Origin of the sequence: Streptomyces sp. Tu 2975 (assembly GCF_009832925.1) — a bacterium.
GTDB lineage: Bacteria > Actinomycetota > Actinomycetes > Streptomycetales > Streptomycetaceae > Streptomyces.
Genome location: NZ_CP047140.1, coordinates 6,947,315 through 6,963,468 on the forward strand (window position 1 = coordinate 6,947,315; position 16,154 = coordinate 6,963,468).

Sequence of the window (16,154 nt, forward strand, 5' to 3'; positions counted from 1 at the left end):
CATAGGCCCTGGACAACGTTGTCAGGGGAATGGAGACTGTTATGGAAACCGCAGGTCCGACAGCTCCCGGGGGATCCCGTACCGATGCATAACAGCCTCGTCGCCGCTCTCGACATCGGCGGCACCAAGATCGCCGGCGCGCTGGTGGACGGCAACGGCGCGATTCTCCACCGCGCCCAGCGCCCCACCCCCGCCCACGACGACGGCGAGACGGTGATGCACGCGGTCGAGAACGTCCTCGCCGAGCTGACGGCCTCACCGCTGTGGGTCCGGGCCACGGCGCTCGGCATCGGCAGCGCCGGCCCGGTCGACGCCTCCACCGGTACGGTCAGCCCGGTCAACGTGCCCGGATGGCGCGGATTCCCGCTCGTCGACCGCGTGTCGCAGGCCATCGGCCGCCACCTGCCGATCACCCTCGTCGGCGACGGTGTCGCCATGACCGCCGCCGAACACTGGCAGGGCGCCGCCCGCGGCCACGACAACGCGCTGTGCCTGGTCGTCTCCACCGGCGTCGGCGGCGGCCTGGTGCTCGGCGGCAAGCCGCACGCCGGACCGACGGGCAACGCCGGGCACATCGGCCACATCAGCGTCGACCTCGACGGCGACCCGTGCCCCTGCGGCGGGCGCGGCTGCGTCGAACGCATCGCCAGCGGACCCAACATCGCCCGCCGGGCGCTCGAGAACGGCTGGCGGCCGGCGCCCGGCGGAGACACGTCCGCCGCGGCCGTCGCGGAAGCGGCGCGCGCCGGCGACCCCGTCGCCACCGCCTCGTACGAGCGCGCCGCGCAGGCCCTCGCCGCGGGCATCGCCGCTACCGCCACGCTCGTCGAGATCGAGATCGCCGTGGTCGGTGGTGGGGTCGCCGGAGCGGGCGACGTTCTGTTCGGCCCGCTGCGGCGTGCGCTGCGCGACTACGCCGCGCTCTCCTTCGTCCAGCGGCTGACCGTCGCGCCCGCGGTGACCGGTACGGACGCCGGGCTGGTGGGCGCGGCGGCCGCGGCGATGCTGGGGCGGGGGGAGGCGGCGCTGGCGGTGGGGCGGGGCTGAGGCGCGTTTCGGGGGTATCGGGCGTGGCCAGGTTCGGGTGCGTTGCGCCCCGGGGCTTGGCCCGCGCCGGTGGGTTGGCCTCTGCGGGGCCAGCCCGGGGCCGGGGCGTTGCGCCCCCTGCGGGCTGGGCCCGGTCCTGGTGCGTGCGTCCCTGCGGGCTGGGCCCGCGCCGGTGCGTGTCGCCCCTTGCGGGGCGTGGCTGCACCGGTGGTGGGTGCCGGGTGTCGGGGCCTCCGGAGGGGGGTGTCCGGAATGGCTGTCCTCACCGCGCTGCGCGCGAGTTGCGACGCTTTACTTCCGGACACCCCCCTCCTACGACCCCGCCCCCCTCACGCCGGACAGGCCCCATCGGCCGGTGGTCGCTCAACGCGGGCTCACATGACGGCCGCTCAAGCGTGGGCTCGCGCGTCGAACCGCGTTGTCACGCAGGGCTGTCGAGGAGGGCCAGGTGTACCTCGCGGAGGCGGTCCGGCTCCGCGATCACGTCGATCGCGGAGATCTTGTCGTCCTCGACCGTGAACTCCAGGACCAGGAAGAGCCGACCGCGCGGCGCCATCACGAGGCCGACCGAGCCGTTCACCAAGGCCGGTTCGCTGAAGCGGACCCGCTCCGAGGCGGTCGACGCGCCCCTGGCCACAGCCTCCGCACCGTGGAACACGACCGGCTCCGGGGTCGGGCCGACGGCCCGGTCCGCGCGGAAGACCACGTCCGGATGGAGCACCGACACCAGCGCGTCGAAGTCGCCCCCGCGGGCGGCGGCGAGGAACGCCTCGACGACCCGGCGTTGCTGGTTCCGGTCGGCCTCCGGCGCCGGCGCCGTACCCCTGACCCGTCGGCGGGCGCGGCTCGCCAGTTGCCTGGTCGCGGTGGGGGACCGCTCGATCATGGGGGCGATCTCGTCGAAGGGCACGGCGAACATGTCGTGGAGCACGAACGCGAGCCGTTCGGCGGGCGACAGCATGTCGAGCACCACCAGCAGCGCCAGTCCGACCGAGTCGGCCAGCAGCGCCTCCTGTTCCGGGTCGGGTCCGTCGGCCTTGTCGACGGTCGAGGGCTCGAGCGGTTCCTCGCGGCGTCCTCCGCGGCTGCGGAGCATGTTCAGGCACACCCGTGCCACGATCGTGGTCAGCCATCCGCCGGGGTTCTCGATGTCACTCGTTTCCGCGCGGTCGACGCGGAGCCAAGCCTCCTGCACGGCGTCCTCCGCCTCGCTCGCGGAGCCGAGCATCCGGTAGGCCACCGCGTGCAGGCGGGGCCGGTGCTCCTCGAAGTGCTCCTTCGACCATGCGCGCTCGTCCACTGCGTCTCGTTCCTTCCTCGGGGTGTCATGGAAGTAGACCCCGGGGAGAGCGCCGATGTGTGACAGCAATCGGGGCGGGCGCTTTCGGTAGGGCTTGTTGGAGTCTGTTGGGGAAGTGTCGTTCAAACCCTTGACGACATGCCTGGTTGAGGGTGAGATCCAAGCCTCGCGTTCGGTTGTGTTGGGTTGCAGCCCGAGGAGGCAACATGGCGCAGTTATCGGTGTCCCGGCGGAGTCTGCTGAGGGGCGCGGCGGCAGGCGCCGGCGCGGTCGCGTTGCCCGCGGTGCTCGCCGCGTGCGGGAGTGGCCCCGGAGGCGACGGCAGAACCGTTCGCCTGGGGTCCAACTCCTCGGACCCGGTACCGAAGAAGGCCTTCGCCGCCGCCTTCGCCGCCTACGAGAAGCAGTCGAAGGAAGGGCGGAAGGTCAAGGTCAACACCGTCGACCACAACACCTTCCAGGAGAACATCAACCGCTATCTCCAGGGCAAGCCCGACGACGTCTTCATGTGGTTCGCCGGCTACCGCATGCAGTTCTTCGCCCAGAAGGGGCTGCTGCACGACATCAGCGACATCTGGCGGTCGTACGAGGGCTTCTCGCCCGCGCTCAAGGCGCAGTCGACGGGCGAGGACGGCAAGCAGTACCTCACGCCGTACTACTACTACCCGTGGGCGGTGTTCCACCGCCGGAGCGTCTTCGAAGAGCGCGGGTACGAGGCGCCCCGGACCCTCGACGAGTACATCGCGCTCGCCAGGCAGATGCAGAAGGACAAGCTTGTCCCCATCGCGTTCTGCGACAAGGACGGCTGGCCCGCCATGGGCACGTTCGACTACATCAACATGCGGACCAACGGCTACGAGTTCCACCGGCGGCTGATGGCCGGCGAGGAGGCGTGGACGGGCAAGGAGGTCAGGGAGGTCTTCGACACCTGGCGCAGTCTGCTTCCGTACTGCCAGCCCGCGGCCAACGGCCGCACCTGGCAGGAGGCGGCCACCAGCCTGCAGAAGAGGGAGACGGGGATGGCCGTCTTCGGACTCCCGCACCCAGGCCAGCAGTTCCCCGCCGAGGAGCAGGGCGACATCGACTTCTTCCCGTTCCCGGTGATCAACCCGGAGCACGGCCAGGACGCCGTCGAGGCGCCCATCGACGGCTTCCTGCTGGCCAAGAAGTCCAAGTCCCTGAAACAGGACAAGGTGATGGAGAGCGCCAAGGATCTGCTCACGTGGCTCGCCACGGGCGAGGCGGAGGACATCTACCTGGCGGGCGACCCGAACAACATCGCCGTCAGCGACCGGGCCGACACCTCGAAGTACACCGCGATCCAGAAGAAGGCCGTGGAACTGGTCTCCGGAGCGAAGCAGATCTCCCAGTTCCTCGACCGTGACACCCGGCCGGACTTCTCCTCGGTGGTGATGATCCCCGCCATCCAGAGCTTCATCAACGACCCGAAGGACGTGGACGGTCTGGTCAACGGAATAGAGCGGCAGAAGAAGACGATCTTCGCAGCCGACTGATGCCCGCCGTGAGGGAACGGCCGCCCGTGCCGACGAACACCGCCGAGCGACGGCGACGCTTCACCCGCCGCGATGCCGGGGTCATCGGCGTGCTCCTCGGCATACCGGTCCTGCTGGACGTCTTCGTCGTCTGGGGCCCGGCACTCGCGTCCGTGGTGCTGTCCTTCACCAGCTGGGACGGCATCGGGGACATCTCCTGGGTCGGTACGGACAATTACGAGAACCTCTTCACCAACTACCCGGCCTTCTGGCCTGCCGTTCGGCACAACGTGCTCTGGCTGGCCTTCCTCGGGCTCGTGTCGACGCCGTTCGGACTGCTGCTCGCCGTACTCGTCGACCGGGGTGTGCGGTTCAGCCGCTTCTACCAGTCGGCCCTGTACATGCCCGTCGTCCTGTCCCTGGCCGTCGTCGGATTCATCGCCCAGCTCGTCTTCTCGCGCGACCAAGGCGCACTCAACGCCGTCCTCGGAGGCGGCGGCGACCTCACCGACTGGCTCGGCGACCCCGATCTGAACATCTGGATGATCCTGCTGGCCGCGGCCTGGCGCCACACCGGATACGTGATGATCCTCTACCTCGCCGGGCTGAAGGCCGTCGACCCCTCCCTCAAGGAAGCGGCGGCCATCGACGGCGCGAGCGGGACCCAGACCTTCTTCCGCGTCGTCCTGCCGACCCTGCGCCCCGTCAACATCATCGTCGGTGTCATCACGGTCATCGAGGCCCTGCGCGCCTTCGACATCGTCTACGCCGTCAACAAGGGCCGCAACGGCCTGGAACTGCTCTCCGTCCTCGTCACCGACAACATCATCGGAGAGGCGAGCCGGATCGGGTTCGGTTCGGCCATCGCCGTGGTGCTGCTGCTCGTGTCCATGGGGTCCGTCGTGACGTTCCTGGTCCAGGAGATGCGTGGGGAGAAGAACCGATGACCCTCGACACCGCTCCGCCGCCCACCCGCACCCGAGCGGTGGCCCCCGTACGGAGCCCGCGCCGGCGCGGTCCCGGCCGGTACGGGGTGCACGCCTTCCTGATGGCCGTGTCGCTGGCCTTCCTCGCCCCGCTGATCCTCGCGGTGTACGCCTCACTCAGGCCGTACGAGGAGACCTCCGAGCACGGATACTTCTCCTGGCCGGACACCCTGTCCCTGGACCACTACCGACAGGCCTTCACCGACTCGGGGATGACGAAATACTTCGTCAACACCCTGATCATCGCCGTCCCCGGGGTGCTGCTCGCGCTCTTCTTCGCCTCGTTCGTCGCCTTTGCCGTCGCCCGGCTGCGGCTGCGCGGATCCATCGTGCTGCTCATGCTCTTCACCGCCGGCAACCTGCTGCCCCAGCAGGTCATCGTCACCCCGCTGTACGTGCTGTTCAACCGCATCCCGTTGCCCTACTGGATGTCCGACTCGATGACGATGTTCGACTCGTACTGGGCCGTGGTGCTGGTGCAGACCGGCTTCCAGACCGGGTTCTGCGTCTTCGTTCTCGCCAACTTCATGCGCACCCTGCCGCAGGAGATCCTCGAGGCGGCGATCGTGGACGGCGCGGGCGTGTGGACCCAGTACTGGCGGGTCACGCTGCCGCTGTGCCGGCCCGCGCTCGCGGCGCTGGGCACGCTGCAGTTCACCTGGATGTACAACGACTTCCTGTGGGCGCTGGTCTTCATCTCCGACGGCGACAAGCTGCCCATCACCTCGGCGCTGAACAACCTGCGCGGCCAGTTCTTCACGGACTACAACCTGCTGGCGGCGGGATCCGTGATCGTGGCGCTCCCCACGCTCGTCGTCTTCCTGCTACTCCAGCGGCACTTCATCGCCGGGCTCACGCTGGGCTCCACCAAGGGGTGAGCCGCGGGGCCGTCACCAGTCCCGCTCCGAGCTCTGCTGCTGCGGCACCACGACCAGGAACGCGTCCGAGTCCAGGTCCATCACGACCTCCGCAGCCAGACCCTCGTCCCTGCGGTGGCGGGCGTACTCCTCCGCCTGCCGACTACCCCGCGGATCACCCGCCGGGAACTTCTCCAACACTGTGCGGCGCATGACGCACTCCCTCGTCTCTCCCGCTCCAACGACGGTCCCCGGCAGGTGTCACGGCCCGGCCACAGTTGGAGTGCCTGCCCGGCCAACCGGTTCCGGTACCGGGTTTGCGTGGCAGGGTGTTGCGGGCAATCCACTGTGGGCTACGGAAGAGGGGGACCCGTGATCGTCTGGATCAACGGTGCGTTCGGAGCGGGCAAGAGCAGTACCGCACGCGAACTGATCGACCTGATCCCGAACAGCACACTGTTCGACCCCGAACTGATCGGCGCGGGCATGCGCCACCTGCTGCCGCCCAAGCGGCTGGCCGAGGTCGACGACTACCAGGACCTGCCCATCTGGCGGCGGCTCGTGGTCGACACGGCGGCCGCCCTGCTGGCCGAGCTGGGGGGTGTGCTGGTGGCGCCCATGACCCTGCTGCGCCAGGACTACCGTGACGAGATCTTCGGCGGCCTCGCCTCTCGCCGGATAGCGGTGCGGCATGTGCTGCTGGCACCTGCTGAAACGATTTTGCGCGAGCGGATAGCCGCCCGCGAAGTGTTCCCGGGCGACGCGGAGGAGAACGAACGCGTCCGCCGGTGGGCCGTCGGGAACATCGAGCGATATCAGGCCGCGCTCGGCTGGCTTGCGGGCGACGCGCACGTGATAGACAACAGCCGCCTCGGCACCGGGGCGGTCGCCGCGGCCGTCGCCGAAGCCGTACGCACGGGCGCGGCACCGGTCAGCGACATCGTCCAGACGCCCGAACCGACGGCCGAGACCCTCGCCGCCGGTGTGCTGCTCTTCGACGCGCACGACCGGGTGCTCCTCGTCGACCCGACCTACAAGCCCGGTTGGGAGTTCCCCGGCGGCGTCGTGGAACACGGCGAGGCGCCCGCCCGCGCGGGCATGCGGGAGGTCGCGGAGGAACTCGGCATCGAACTGCCCGAGGTGCCCCGGCTTCTGCTCGTCGACTGGGAGCCGCCGGAGCCGCCCCGCTTCGGCGGGCTGCGGCTGCTGTTCGACGGCGGGCGGCTCCCCGACGCCGACGCCGGACGCGTACTGCTCCCCGGCTCCGAACTCCGCGGCTGGAAGTTCGCCACCGAGCAAGAAGCGGCCGTCATGCTGCCGCCCAACCGTTACGAGCGGCTGCGCTGGGCCCTGCGTGCCCGCGAGCGGGGAACGGTCCTCAACCTGGAGGCGGGCGTCCCCGTCGGCGGTTCCTGACACTCGGACCCTGCCGTTGACCTGGCCCCGAGAGGTGCACAGCCCGTGTCCGCGTGACGGGCGCGATCCGTGACGTGTCGGGCGACTGCGGCGCCGGGGCAGGCGCACCGCTCCAGGAGCGGACGGAGGCGCGGCGGGATCAAATGAGTCGGAAGCGGCCCGGAAAGCTGTTCACGCGGTTGACGGGTACCGGCCCCGCGAGCGCAGTGCAGCTGCGCCCCGTTGGTCGAACCTCGATGAAGTAGGGAGTGCCATGCTGCTGGAGAACAAGACCGCCATCGTCTACGGCGGCGCCGGAGCGATCGGCTCCGCGGTCGCCCGCGTCTTCGCCGGCGAAGGCGCCGCGGTCCACTTGGTCGGGCGCACCCGCGCACCTCTGGAGGAGCTGGCCGGCACCATCGCCGAAGCCGGGGGTCGCGTCGAGGTCGCCACGCTCGACGCGACCGACCGCGCCGCGGTCGAGCAGCACGCCGACGCCGTCGCCCGGCACTCCGCGGGGATCGACGTCGCCTTCAACGCCACGTCCAACGACGACCTGCACGGCACCCCGCTGGTCGACATGGCCGACGAAGACGTGCTGCGCCCCGTCATCAAGGCAGTCTCCACCCACTTGACTCTCGCCACCGCCGTCGCCCGCCATATGATCCCCCGCCACACCGGGGTGATCCTGGCCATGGGCGGCGGCCGAGAAGCCATCCCTGGCCTCGGCGGCTCCCATATTGCCTGGTCCGCCCTCTCCGGTCTGTGCCGCCAGCTCGCCGGAGAACTCGGCCCGCACGGTATCCGGGCAGCCTGGCTGCTCTCTCCCGGCTCGCCCGATCCGTCCGACCGGCCCGAGGACGACCCTGAGGCGACCGCGACTCTGCTCCACCGCAGGCCCCGTCTCGAAGACGTCGCCTACGCCGCAGCCTTCCTCGCCTCCGACCGCGCGCCGACCATGACCGCCACCGAGGTCAATCTCACCGGCGGTGCCGTCGTCGACTGAACGCACTCGTGGAGCTGCCGCCGCGCAACCCTCGCAAGCCCATCCGGCCCGGCTGCACCGCTCGGTCAGCTCAGCGGTGCGGGACGGCGGCCCTCAGCCGGTGGCCGCCGCGGCCGCGGCCAGCAGCACCGCGGCGGAGTCCTCGGTGAGCGGCTCCCCGTGCCCGAAGCAGACCGTGGACGGCGCGAGCGACGCGAGGCGGCGCATCGACGCCAGCGCCGCCGCCCGGTCCACGTTGAACACCCCCAGCATCACCTCGCCGACACCGGCGACGCAGTCCCCAGTGAACAGCACCCCGTGCGCCGGCAGATGGACGCCGATCGAGCCGTCGGTGTGCCCGGGGGAGTGCACCACCCGCGCACCGTCACCGAAGTCCAGCACGTCACCGTCCTCCAGCTCGCGGTCCACCCGGGTGGGCGGCGCCGGCGGTACGGTCAGCCCGTGCTCGTACAACGGAACCTCCCAGTCCAGCAGGACCGGGTCCGGCACCGGGCGCTCGCCCCGCACCACCTGGGCATCCAGCCGGTGCGCGAGCACCTCGGCGCCGTACCGCTCCGCCAACTCCCCGGCCGCGCCCACATGGTCGCGATGGCAGTGCGTCAGGACGATCCGCCGGATGTGCGCCGGATCCAGCCCGGCACCGCGCAGCGCCTCCTCGATCAGCGGTGCGCAGCCCGCCTGCCCCGCGTCGACCAGCGTGAGATCGTCGCCGTCGCGCCACACGTACGCCTGACCGATCGGGAAGCGGACCATGTACAGCCAGGGCGACACCTGGATGAAGTCCATGCGGCGAACCTACGCAGGCGCACGGCCCGCCGCACGGATCTCTGCTCTCGGCAGATCCGCGGAGGTCAGCTCCGCTTCGATCGGGCGTAGTTGCCCAGGAACAGCGCCTCCGTGACCGACATCCGCTCGAGCTCCGAGGGCGACACGCTCTCGTTGACGGCGTGGATCTGCGCCTCCGGCTCACTCAGGCCGATCAGCAGGATCTCCGCCTCCGGGTACAGAGCGGCGAGCGTGTTGCACAGCGGGATCGAGCCGCCCATGCCCGCGGCCTGCATCTCCTCACCCGGGTACGCCACCTTCATCGCCTCGGCCATGGACGCGTACGCGGGGCTCGTCACGTCCGCACGGAACGCCTGGCCCTGGCCGATCTGCTCGACGGCCACCCGCGCACCCCACGGCGTGTGCGCCTCCAGGTGCGCGGTCAGCAGCTTGTTCGCCTCCGCCGCGTCCTGGCCCGGCGGCACACGCAGGCTGATCAGCGCCCGCGCCGACGCCTGCACCGACGGCGTCGCGCCCACCACGGGCGGGCAGTCGATGCCCAGCACGGTCACGGCGGGCCGGGCCCAGATCCGGTCCGCGACCGTGCCTTCGCCGATCAGACCCACCCCGTCGAGTACCTTGGCGTCCCTGCGGAAGTCCTCCTCCGCGTAGGCGAGCCCGTCCCACGTCGCGTCCGCCGCGAGCCCGTCCACGGTCGTGGAGCCGTCCTCGTCCCGCAGCGAGTCCAGCACCCGGATGAGTGCGGCCAGCGCGTCCGGGGCCGCGCCGCCGAACTGCCCGGAATGCAGATTGCCCCCGAGGGTGTCGATCTGCACCCGCAGCAGCGTCATGCCGCGCAGGCTCGCCGTGACCGTGGGCAGACCGACACGGAAGTTGCCCGTGTCGCCGATGACGACGGCGTCCGCGGCCAGCAACTCGGGGTGGGCCTCGGCGTACCGCTCCAGACCGCCGGTGCCCTGCTCCTCCGAGCCTTCCACGATGACCTTGACGCTCACCGGCACGCCGCCGTTCGCCTTGAGGGCGCGCAGCGCGAGCAGGTGCATGATGAAGCCGCCCTTGCAGTCCGCGGCGCCGCGCCCGTACCAACGGCCGTCCCGATCGGTCAGCTCGAACGGCGGAGAGATCCACGCCGCCTCGTCCAGCGGCGGCTGCACGTCGTAGTGCGCGTACAGCAGCACGGTCGGGGCGCCGGCCGGGCCGGGCAGGAAGCCGTAGACGGACTGGGTGCCGTCGGGGGTGTCCAGGACGGCCACGTCCGCGAAGCCCTCCGCGGTCAGGGCGCCCGCCACCCATGCGGCCGCTGCCTCGCACTCGCTCTTCGGGAACTGCGCCGGGTCCGCGACCGACTGGAACGCCACCAGTTCCGCGAGCTCCGCCTTGGCGCGGGGAAGCAGCGAAGCGACGGTTTCTGCGATCGGTACGGCGGTCATGGGCACGCTCCTCGAGGGCACGACGTTGTGCGATGTGTGTACGGCGAATGTGTGGTCGATCCTCCCACAAGGGGTGGGACGCGACCGCGCCGTAGGATGCCGTCAAGAGCTTGGGCCACAGGTCGGATCGGGAGCAGAAGTACATCGTGAGCAGCGAGAACGATGCCACCGGAGCAGAGGCGGCAAATGAGCTTGGCGACCCCGTGTGGGACGTCGTCGTGGTCGGCGGAGGGCCCGCGGGCGCGTCGGCGGCCTACGCGGCGGCGGTGACCGGCCGCAGGGTGCTTCTGCTGGAGAAGGCCGAACTGCCCCGCTACAAGACGTGCGGCGGGGGGATCATCGGACCGTCCCGCGACAGCCTGCCGCCCGGCTTCGAACTGCCGCTGCGTGACCGGGTGCACGCGGTGACCTTCTCGCTCAACGGCAGGCTCGCCCGCACCCGCCGCTCCAAGCGCATGCTCTTCGGGCTCATCAACCGCGCGGAGTTCGACGCCGGTCTGGTCGAGCAGGCGCAGAAGGCCGGAGCGGTGCTGCGCACCGGCGCGACGGTCTCCCGTGTCGAACAGCACGGCCCCGCCGTGCCGGACCGGCGCACGGTCGCCGTGGTGCTGTCGGACGGGGAGACGGTCCTGACACGAGCGGTCGTCGGCGCCGACGGCAGTGCCGGCCGGATAGGCGCACACGTCGGTGTGAAGCTCGACCAGGTCGATCTCGGGCTCGAAGCGGAGATCCCGGTCCCCGCGACGGTCGCGGAGGACTGGGAGGGCCGGGTCCTCATCGACTGGGGCCCGATGCCCGGCAGTTACGGCTGGGTGTTCCCCAAGGGGCAGACGCTGACGGTCGGTGTGATCTCGGCGCGCGGCGAAGGGGCTGCCACCAAGCGGTACCTGGAGGACTTCATCGCCCGGCTGGGGCTCGCCGGCTTCGAGCCCGCCATCTCCTCCGGCCACCTGACCCGCTGCCGCAGCGACGACTCGCCGCTCTCCCGCGGCCGGGTCCTGGTCTGCGGCGACGCCGCCGGGCTGCTCGAGCCGTGGACCAGGGAAGGTATCTCGTTCGCGCTGCGCTCCGGGAGGCTCGCGGGGGAGTGGGCCGTTCGGATCGCGGAGGCCCACGACGCCGTCGACGCGCGCCGGCAGGCGCTGAACTACGCGTTCGCCGTCAAGTCCGGGCTCGGCGTCGAGATGGCGGTCGGGCGGCGGATGCTGGCCGTCTTCGAACGCCGGCCGGGACTGCTGCACGCGGTCCTGACCGGGTTCCGGCCCGCGTGGAAGGCGTTCGCGGACATCACGCGCGGGTCGACGACGCTGGCCGGCCTGGTGCGCACGCATCCGCTGGCGCGGCGTGCGCTGGACGTCCTGGACAAGCGGGCGGCGTCGCAGCCCGCGCCGTGAACCTACCGGCCGGGCCGCGGGCCGCCCGCGCCCGGCCTGGGCGCTCGGCCCGGCCGTTACGGGCCGCTCGGTTCCGGCTCACGGCCTGGCCGTGACGGGCGGCTCGCCCCGGCGCGCTGCTTGCCCCTGGGGCGCGGTCCGGTGGGCGCGCCCAGTCCCGTCCCCTCGGCGCCCGGTCCGGTCGCGGCGTGTGAGCCGGGCCCGGCCGGCAGAGGCCCGGTGGGCCGCCCGTTCCGGAAGCACCGCCCGGGCCTGCGCGCCTTCCGGCACCGGGTACCGAAGCGCGTTTCCCACGGGGTCAGCCGGTGACGGCGATCCGGAAGACGGGATGCCGGTGGGCGGCCGCGAGGAGCTCCTCGTCCGTCGACCGGGCGTCGACGTCGCCGAAGAATCGGCCGACCTCCCAGCCCCAGCGCTCGAGGTAGGTGCGCAGCAGCTCCGGCTTCTGGTCGTCGGGCAGCTCCACGGCGGTGAACTGCTGCGTTCTGCGGCCGACCTTCAGCTGCCCGCCGCCGGCGGCGCGGAGGTTGCGGACCCACTGGGAGTGGCCACGGGCGGAGATCAGGTACGGGCCGCCGTCGTAGGGCAGCGGGTTGACGGGGATCGCGCGCCACTCCCCACTGGTCCGGCCGCGTACCGAGAGCTCCGCCGTGCCCATGAGGCTGATGCCCCGGCGAGTGAGCCAGCCGACGGCATTGTTCAGGAGCGTGTCGAACCGGTTGGGCTTGATGTAGTGCGCCTGCGGCATGGCGTTCTCCCCTTGGCTGGACCGGTCCGTCCGGTGTCCTGATCCGCGACCGGCTCTTTACGGCCGGTGCTTCGTTTCGAGAGCACTGCTCTCGCTTGAGATCAGTGTGCACCCTGGTATGCGACAATGCAAGAGCACTGCTCTCGTTGTTGGCCGCCGCTCTGGAACGTGACAGAGTGTTCCACCATGAGCACCATCCGAGGGGCCAGGGAACGGGCCCGCACCGAGATCACCGCCGCCATCAAGGCCGAGGCCCGCGCGCAACTCGCCGCAGAAGGCGCGGCCAAGCTCTCCCTCCGCGCCGTCGCCCGCGAACTCGGCATGGCCTCCTCCGCCCTCTACCGCTACTTCCCCAGCCGCGACGACCTGCTCACCGCCCTGATCGTCGACGCCTACGACACCGCCGGCGCCGCCGCGGAGTCCGCCCTCGCCGCGGCCCCGCCCTCGGCCGGCCACCTCGCCCGCTGGACCGCGGCCTGTGCCGCCGTCCGCGCCTGGGCCCTCGACCATCCGCACGAGTACGGCCTCGTCTACGGCTCACCCGTCCCCGGCTACAGCGCACCCGAGGACACGATCGCCGCGGCCTCCCGCGTCCCCCTCGCGCTCGTCTCCGTCGTCCGGGACGCTCACCGCACGCACGGTCTCGCGCTTCCGCCGCTGCCCGCCGGGCTCCGCGCGGAAGCGGAGCGCATGGCCGCGGACATCGCCCCGACCTACCGCCGCCCGTCGTCGCCGCGATGGTCGCTGCTTGGTCGCACGTCTTCGGGACGATCTCCTTCGAGCTCTTCGGCCACTTCAACAACGTGGTCGCGGACCGGAAGGCCTTCTTCGAGCACACCGTGACCCGGATCGCCCACGAGGTGGGACTGCGCGCCCAGGCCGTCGGCGCGTCGCCGGTCGGCGGCACCGCGCCCTGACGCAGTACCCGCCCGGTCAGGGCACGCGGCGCCGGACCGCCATCCGGGCCACGGCCCCCGGATTCCGGCGCCGCCCGCGCCGACCGGCGGGCGCCGCGCCACTCCGCCGAGTGCACGCCGAGGCCGGGCTCCCGAAGGCCGCCGGCCCACGACCGTACTCCCCAGGGAGTACGTGTGACCGCCACGCCCGGCTGACGCCCGCGGGGCCGTGCCGGTCTAGCGTGGCCGTATGGAACAGCAGCGCACCGGAGGCCAGGGAGGTCCGCCCTGGTCACGCGGCGGACGACCGTGGTCCCGGGGCGGCCCGCCGTGGACGCGGGCCTTCGAGGAACGGCACGACAGCGCACGGATCCCGTGGCTGTCGAGCCTCGCCATCGCCGTCTTCGTCATGGTCGGCACGGGCTTCGCGGCGGAGGGGCAGCAGGACACCCGCGAACCGCTCGACGTGTTCGCGCGGGTCCTCCTCCTCGCCGGCCCGGCACTGCTCCTGCTGCGCAAGCGGTATCCGGTCGTCACCGTCTTCGGTGTCTGCGCCGTCGCGTTCGTGTACTTCGCCGCCGGCTACCCGTACGGGCCGGTCTTCCTCACCATCGCCGTCGCCTGCTTCGCCGCCGTCGTCGCGGGGCACCGGCGCGCCGCCTGGTGGGCCATCGGCCTGCTCTGGGCCGGGCACCTGCTGATCGCGCACTGGCTGTACCGGTACCTGCCCCCGGGCGGTGACGACGCCGCGCCCTGGGGTCAGGAGGTGTTCATCACCGCCTGGGTGATCGCGGTCGTCGCCGCGTCGGAGCTGGTGCGCGTACGACGCGAGGTCCGGGCACGGGAACGTGCCGAGCGCGCCGCCGCGGAACGACGCCGGGCGGACGAGGAACGGCTGCGCATCGCCCGCGAACTCCACGACGTGCTCGCGCACTCGATCTCCGTCATCAACGTCCAGGCGGGGGTCGGCCTCGCACTGCTCGACTCCGACCCGGAGCAGGCCCGCAGCGCCCTGACCACCATCAAGGCGGCGAGCAAGGAGGCCCTCGGCGAGGTACGCCAGGTCCTCGACACGCTGCGCACCCCCGGCGACGCGCCCCGCGCCCCGGCCCCCGGCCTCGACCGTCTGCCGGAACTGGTCGAACAGGCCGCCGGCGCCGGCCTCACCGTCGACGTCGAGCGGGTCGGGGAACCGGCGGCGCTCGCGCCCGGCACCGACCTGGCGGCCTTCCGCATCGTCCAGGAGGCCCTGACCAACGTCGTGCGGCACTCCGGTTCACGTACCGCCCGCGTACGGATCGCGTACTCGCCCGGCAGGCTCGCCCTCCAGGTCGACGACGAGGGGCCCGCGACCGGCTCCGACGCCGGCGGCAGCGGCAACGGCCTGATCGGTATGCGGGAGCGGGCCGGCGCCCTCGGTGGCACCATCGAGGCGGGTCCGCGGCCGGACGGCGGTTTCCGGGTTCTCGCCGACCTTCCCGTGCAGGCCAAGGAGTCGCTGTGATCCGTGTCGTGCTCGCCGACGACCAGATGCTGGTCAGGGCCGGTTTCCGGGCGCTGCTGGATGCCCAGCCGGACATCGAGGTCGCGGGTGAGGCGTCCGACGGCGAGGAAGCGGTGCGCCTGGTGGGCGAACTGCGCCCGCACGTGGTGCTGATGGACATCAGGATGCCGCTGACGGACGGCCTGGCCGCCACCCGCCGGATCACGGGCGACGAGCGCCTGGCGGACGTGAAGGTGGTCATGCTCACCACCTTCGAGCTCGACGAGTACGTCTTCGAGGCCATCCGCTCGGGCGCCTCCGGCTTTCTGGTGAAGGACACCGAGCCGGAGGAACTGCTGCGCGCCGTGAGGGCGGTGGTGCAAGGCGACGCGCTGCTGTCGCCCGGCGTGACACGCCGTCTGATCGCCGAGTTCGCCGCCCGCTCCAAGGGCCCCGCAGAGGCCCAGGGACTCGGCGAACTCACGGAACGCGAACGGGAGGTCATGGCCCTGGTCGGCATCGGCCTGTCCAACGAGGAGATCGCCCGGCGCCTGGTCGTCAGCCCCCTCACCGCCAAGACGCACGTCAGCCGGACCATGGTGAAGCTCGGTGCCCGAGATCGGGCCCAACTGGTCGTCCTCGCCTACGAGTCGGGCCTGGTGCGCCCCGGCTGGCTCGGCTGAACCACGGCGCCGCGCTGCAGGGACGCGGTCCCGGGCCGACGCCCGGAGAAGACCCGCTCCGCGGCAAGATCCGGTACCCGGAGCGGCGGTGACCTGCGACGCTGAGCCCGTGACCGAGACGACGCCCTACGACGCCGACCGCGCCAGGTTCTCCCGCTCCGCTCTGGCCCGCCTGGTCCTCTGCGACCACGCCGTGGACGTTTCCAGGAGCGCCGAAGGCCTGGTTCCCACCCGCCACGACCCGGACACCGGTCCCGGCGGCCGGGTGAGCCAGGCGGCCCGGCTCGTCGAACTCGCGGAACGCGCCCTCGCCTCGGCCGTGATCTACGAGCGTGAGCGGGGCAGCTCCTGGGCCGAGATCGCCCAGTACCTGGGAATCGGCGCCGGGGAAGCGGAGGAACGCTTCGCCGCGGACGTCGACCGCTGGAACACGGCCTTCGAGGTGCCGTACCGACTCGACGAGACGGGCCGCAAACGAATCCCGCAACTGCCCACGGCGGCGTACGACCCCGTATGGGCGTGCAAGCACCTCGACCTCTGGGCGTACATCCGGCACCTCGGCACCGACGACAAGCACGCCGTGAGCTCAGGACCGGACATGGCCGCGTCCGAGGAGGGGGCCTCTCCGGTCACGCCGTAGTGGCGTTCGT

The 16,154-nt window shown here is 71.7% G+C and carries 15 protein-coding genes and 1 pseudogene; 11 read left to right on the forward strand and 5 right to left on the reverse strand.

Annotated elements, in window-relative coordinates:
• Nucleotides 1-84: 84 nt before the first annotated feature.
• Nucleotides 85-1,047, forward strand: coding sequence for an ROK family protein (locus tag GLX30_RS31205; RefSeq protein ID WP_159694294.1), 963 nt, complete (start codon nucleotides 85-87; stop codon nucleotides 1,045-1,047).
• A gap of 421 nt (nucleotides 1,048-1,468) precedes the next feature.
• Here GLX30_RS31205 and GLX30_RS31210 read toward each other — a convergent pair whose 3' ends face one another.
• Complete coding sequence (locus GLX30_RS31210) at nucleotides 1,469-2,347, reverse strand: sigma-70 family RNA polymerase sigma factor (RefSeq protein ID WP_159694295.1); 879 nt, start codon at nucleotides 2,345-2,347, stop codon at nucleotides 1,469-1,471.
• A gap of 206 nt (nucleotides 2,348-2,553) precedes the next feature.
• Between GLX30_RS31210 and GLX30_RS31215 the strand changes: the two genes are divergently transcribed.
• Genes GLX30_RS31215 through GLX30_RS31225 form a run of 3 tightly spaced genes read left to right on the forward strand, consistent with a single transcriptional unit; the run spans nucleotide 2,554 to nucleotide 5,704 of the window.
• Complete coding sequence (locus tag GLX30_RS31215) at nucleotides 2,554-3,861, forward strand: ABC transporter substrate-binding protein (protein WP_244258333.1); 1,308 nt, start codon at nucleotides 2,554-2,556, stop codon at nucleotides 3,859-3,861.
• Nucleotides 3,861-4,787 (forward strand): sugar ABC transporter permease, encoded by a 927-nt coding sequence (locus GLX30_RS31220; RefSeq protein WP_159694296.1) that lies wholly within the window; start codon nucleotides 3,861-3,863, stop codon nucleotides 4,785-4,787. Before GLX30_RS31215 ends, GLX30_RS31220 begins: the two co-directional genes overlap by 1 nt.
• A complete protein-coding gene (locus GLX30_RS31225) occupies nucleotides 4,784-5,704 on the forward strand; it encodes a carbohydrate ABC transporter permease (protein WP_159694297.1) in 921 nt (306 codons plus the stop codon). Before GLX30_RS31220 ends, GLX30_RS31225 begins: the two co-directional genes overlap by 4 nt.
• A gap of 12 nt (nucleotides 5,705-5,716) precedes the next feature.
• On the opposite strand, the gene GLX30_RS31230 is transcribed toward GLX30_RS31225, so the two are convergent.
• Nucleotides 5,717-5,896 carry a hypothetical protein gene (locus tag GLX30_RS31230; protein WP_159694298.1) on the reverse strand — a complete coding sequence of 60 codons (180 nt, stop codon included), beginning with the start codon at nucleotides 5,894-5,896 and terminating at the stop codon, nucleotides 5,717-5,719.
• A 159-nt stretch (nucleotides 5,897-6,055) separates the two neighbouring features.
• On the opposite strand from GLX30_RS31230, the gene GLX30_RS31235 reads away from it, so the two are divergent.
• Entirely contained in the window at nucleotides 6,056-7,099 is a 1,044-nt protein-coding gene (locus tag GLX30_RS31235) for an NUDIX domain-containing protein (protein WP_159694299.1), read from the forward strand.
• A 253-nt stretch (nucleotides 7,100-7,352) separates the two neighbouring features.
• Entirely contained in the window at nucleotides 7,353-8,084 is a 732-nt protein-coding gene (locus GLX30_RS31240; protein ID WP_159694300.1) for an SDR family oxidoreductase, read from the forward strand.
• 93 nt (nucleotides 8,085-8,177) lie between these two features.
• Here the strand turns inward: GLX30_RS31240 and GLX30_RS31245 are convergent, their stop codons facing one another.
• Nucleotides 8,178-8,870, reverse strand: a complete 693-nt coding sequence (locus GLX30_RS31245) for an MBL fold metallo-hydrolase (RefSeq protein ID WP_159694301.1) — start codon at nucleotides 8,868-8,870, stop codon at nucleotides 8,178-8,180.
• A gap of 65 nt (nucleotides 8,871-8,935) precedes the next feature.
• A complete protein-coding gene (locus tag GLX30_RS31250; protein WP_159694302.1) occupies nucleotides 8,936-10,300 on the reverse strand; it encodes a dipeptidase in 1,365 nt (454 codons plus the stop codon).
• Nucleotides 10,301-10,446: 146 nt separating this feature from the next.
• Between GLX30_RS31250 and GLX30_RS31255 the strand changes: the two genes are divergently transcribed.
• A complete protein-coding gene (locus GLX30_RS31255) occupies nucleotides 10,447-11,694 on the forward strand; it encodes a geranylgeranyl reductase family protein (RefSeq protein WP_347879792.1) in 1,248 nt (415 codons plus the stop codon).
• A 298-nt stretch (nucleotides 11,695-11,992) separates the two neighbouring features.
• Here the strand turns inward: GLX30_RS31255 and GLX30_RS31260 are convergent, their stop codons facing one another.
• Nucleotides 11,993-12,442: a nitroreductase family deazaflavin-dependent oxidoreductase gene (locus tag GLX30_RS31260; protein ID WP_159694304.1), complete on the reverse strand. Its 450-nt coding sequence runs from the start codon at nucleotides 12,440-12,442 to the stop codon at nucleotides 11,993-11,995.
• A gap of 186 nt (nucleotides 12,443-12,628) precedes the next feature.
• Here GLX30_RS31260 and GLX30_RS31265 point away from each other — a divergent pair.
• The 4 genes and pseudogenes from GLX30_RS31265 to GLX30_RS31280 all read left to right on the forward strand — a co-directional run bounded on the left by GLX30_RS31265 (nucleotide 12,629) and on the right by GLX30_RS31280 (nucleotide 16,144).
• Nucleotides 12,629-13,359: pseudogene (locus GLX30_RS31265) on the forward strand (TetR/AcrR family transcriptional regulator).
• 229 nt (nucleotides 13,360-13,588) lie between these two features.
• Nucleotides 13,589-14,842: a sensor histidine kinase gene (locus tag GLX30_RS31270; RefSeq protein WP_159694305.1), complete on the forward strand. Its 1,254-nt coding sequence runs from the start codon at nucleotides 13,589-13,591 to the stop codon at nucleotides 14,840-14,842.
• Nucleotides 14,839-15,504 (forward strand): response regulator transcription factor, encoded by a 666-nt coding sequence (locus tag GLX30_RS31275; protein WP_159694306.1) that lies wholly within the window; start codon nucleotides 14,839-14,841, stop codon nucleotides 15,502-15,504. Before GLX30_RS31270 ends, GLX30_RS31275 begins: the two co-directional genes overlap by 4 nt.
• A 109-nt stretch (nucleotides 15,505-15,613) precedes the next feature.
• Entirely contained in the window at nucleotides 15,614-16,144 is a 531-nt protein-coding gene (locus GLX30_RS31280) for a hypothetical protein (RefSeq protein ID WP_159694307.1), read from the forward strand.
• Nucleotides 16,145-16,154 lie beyond the last annotated feature (10 nt).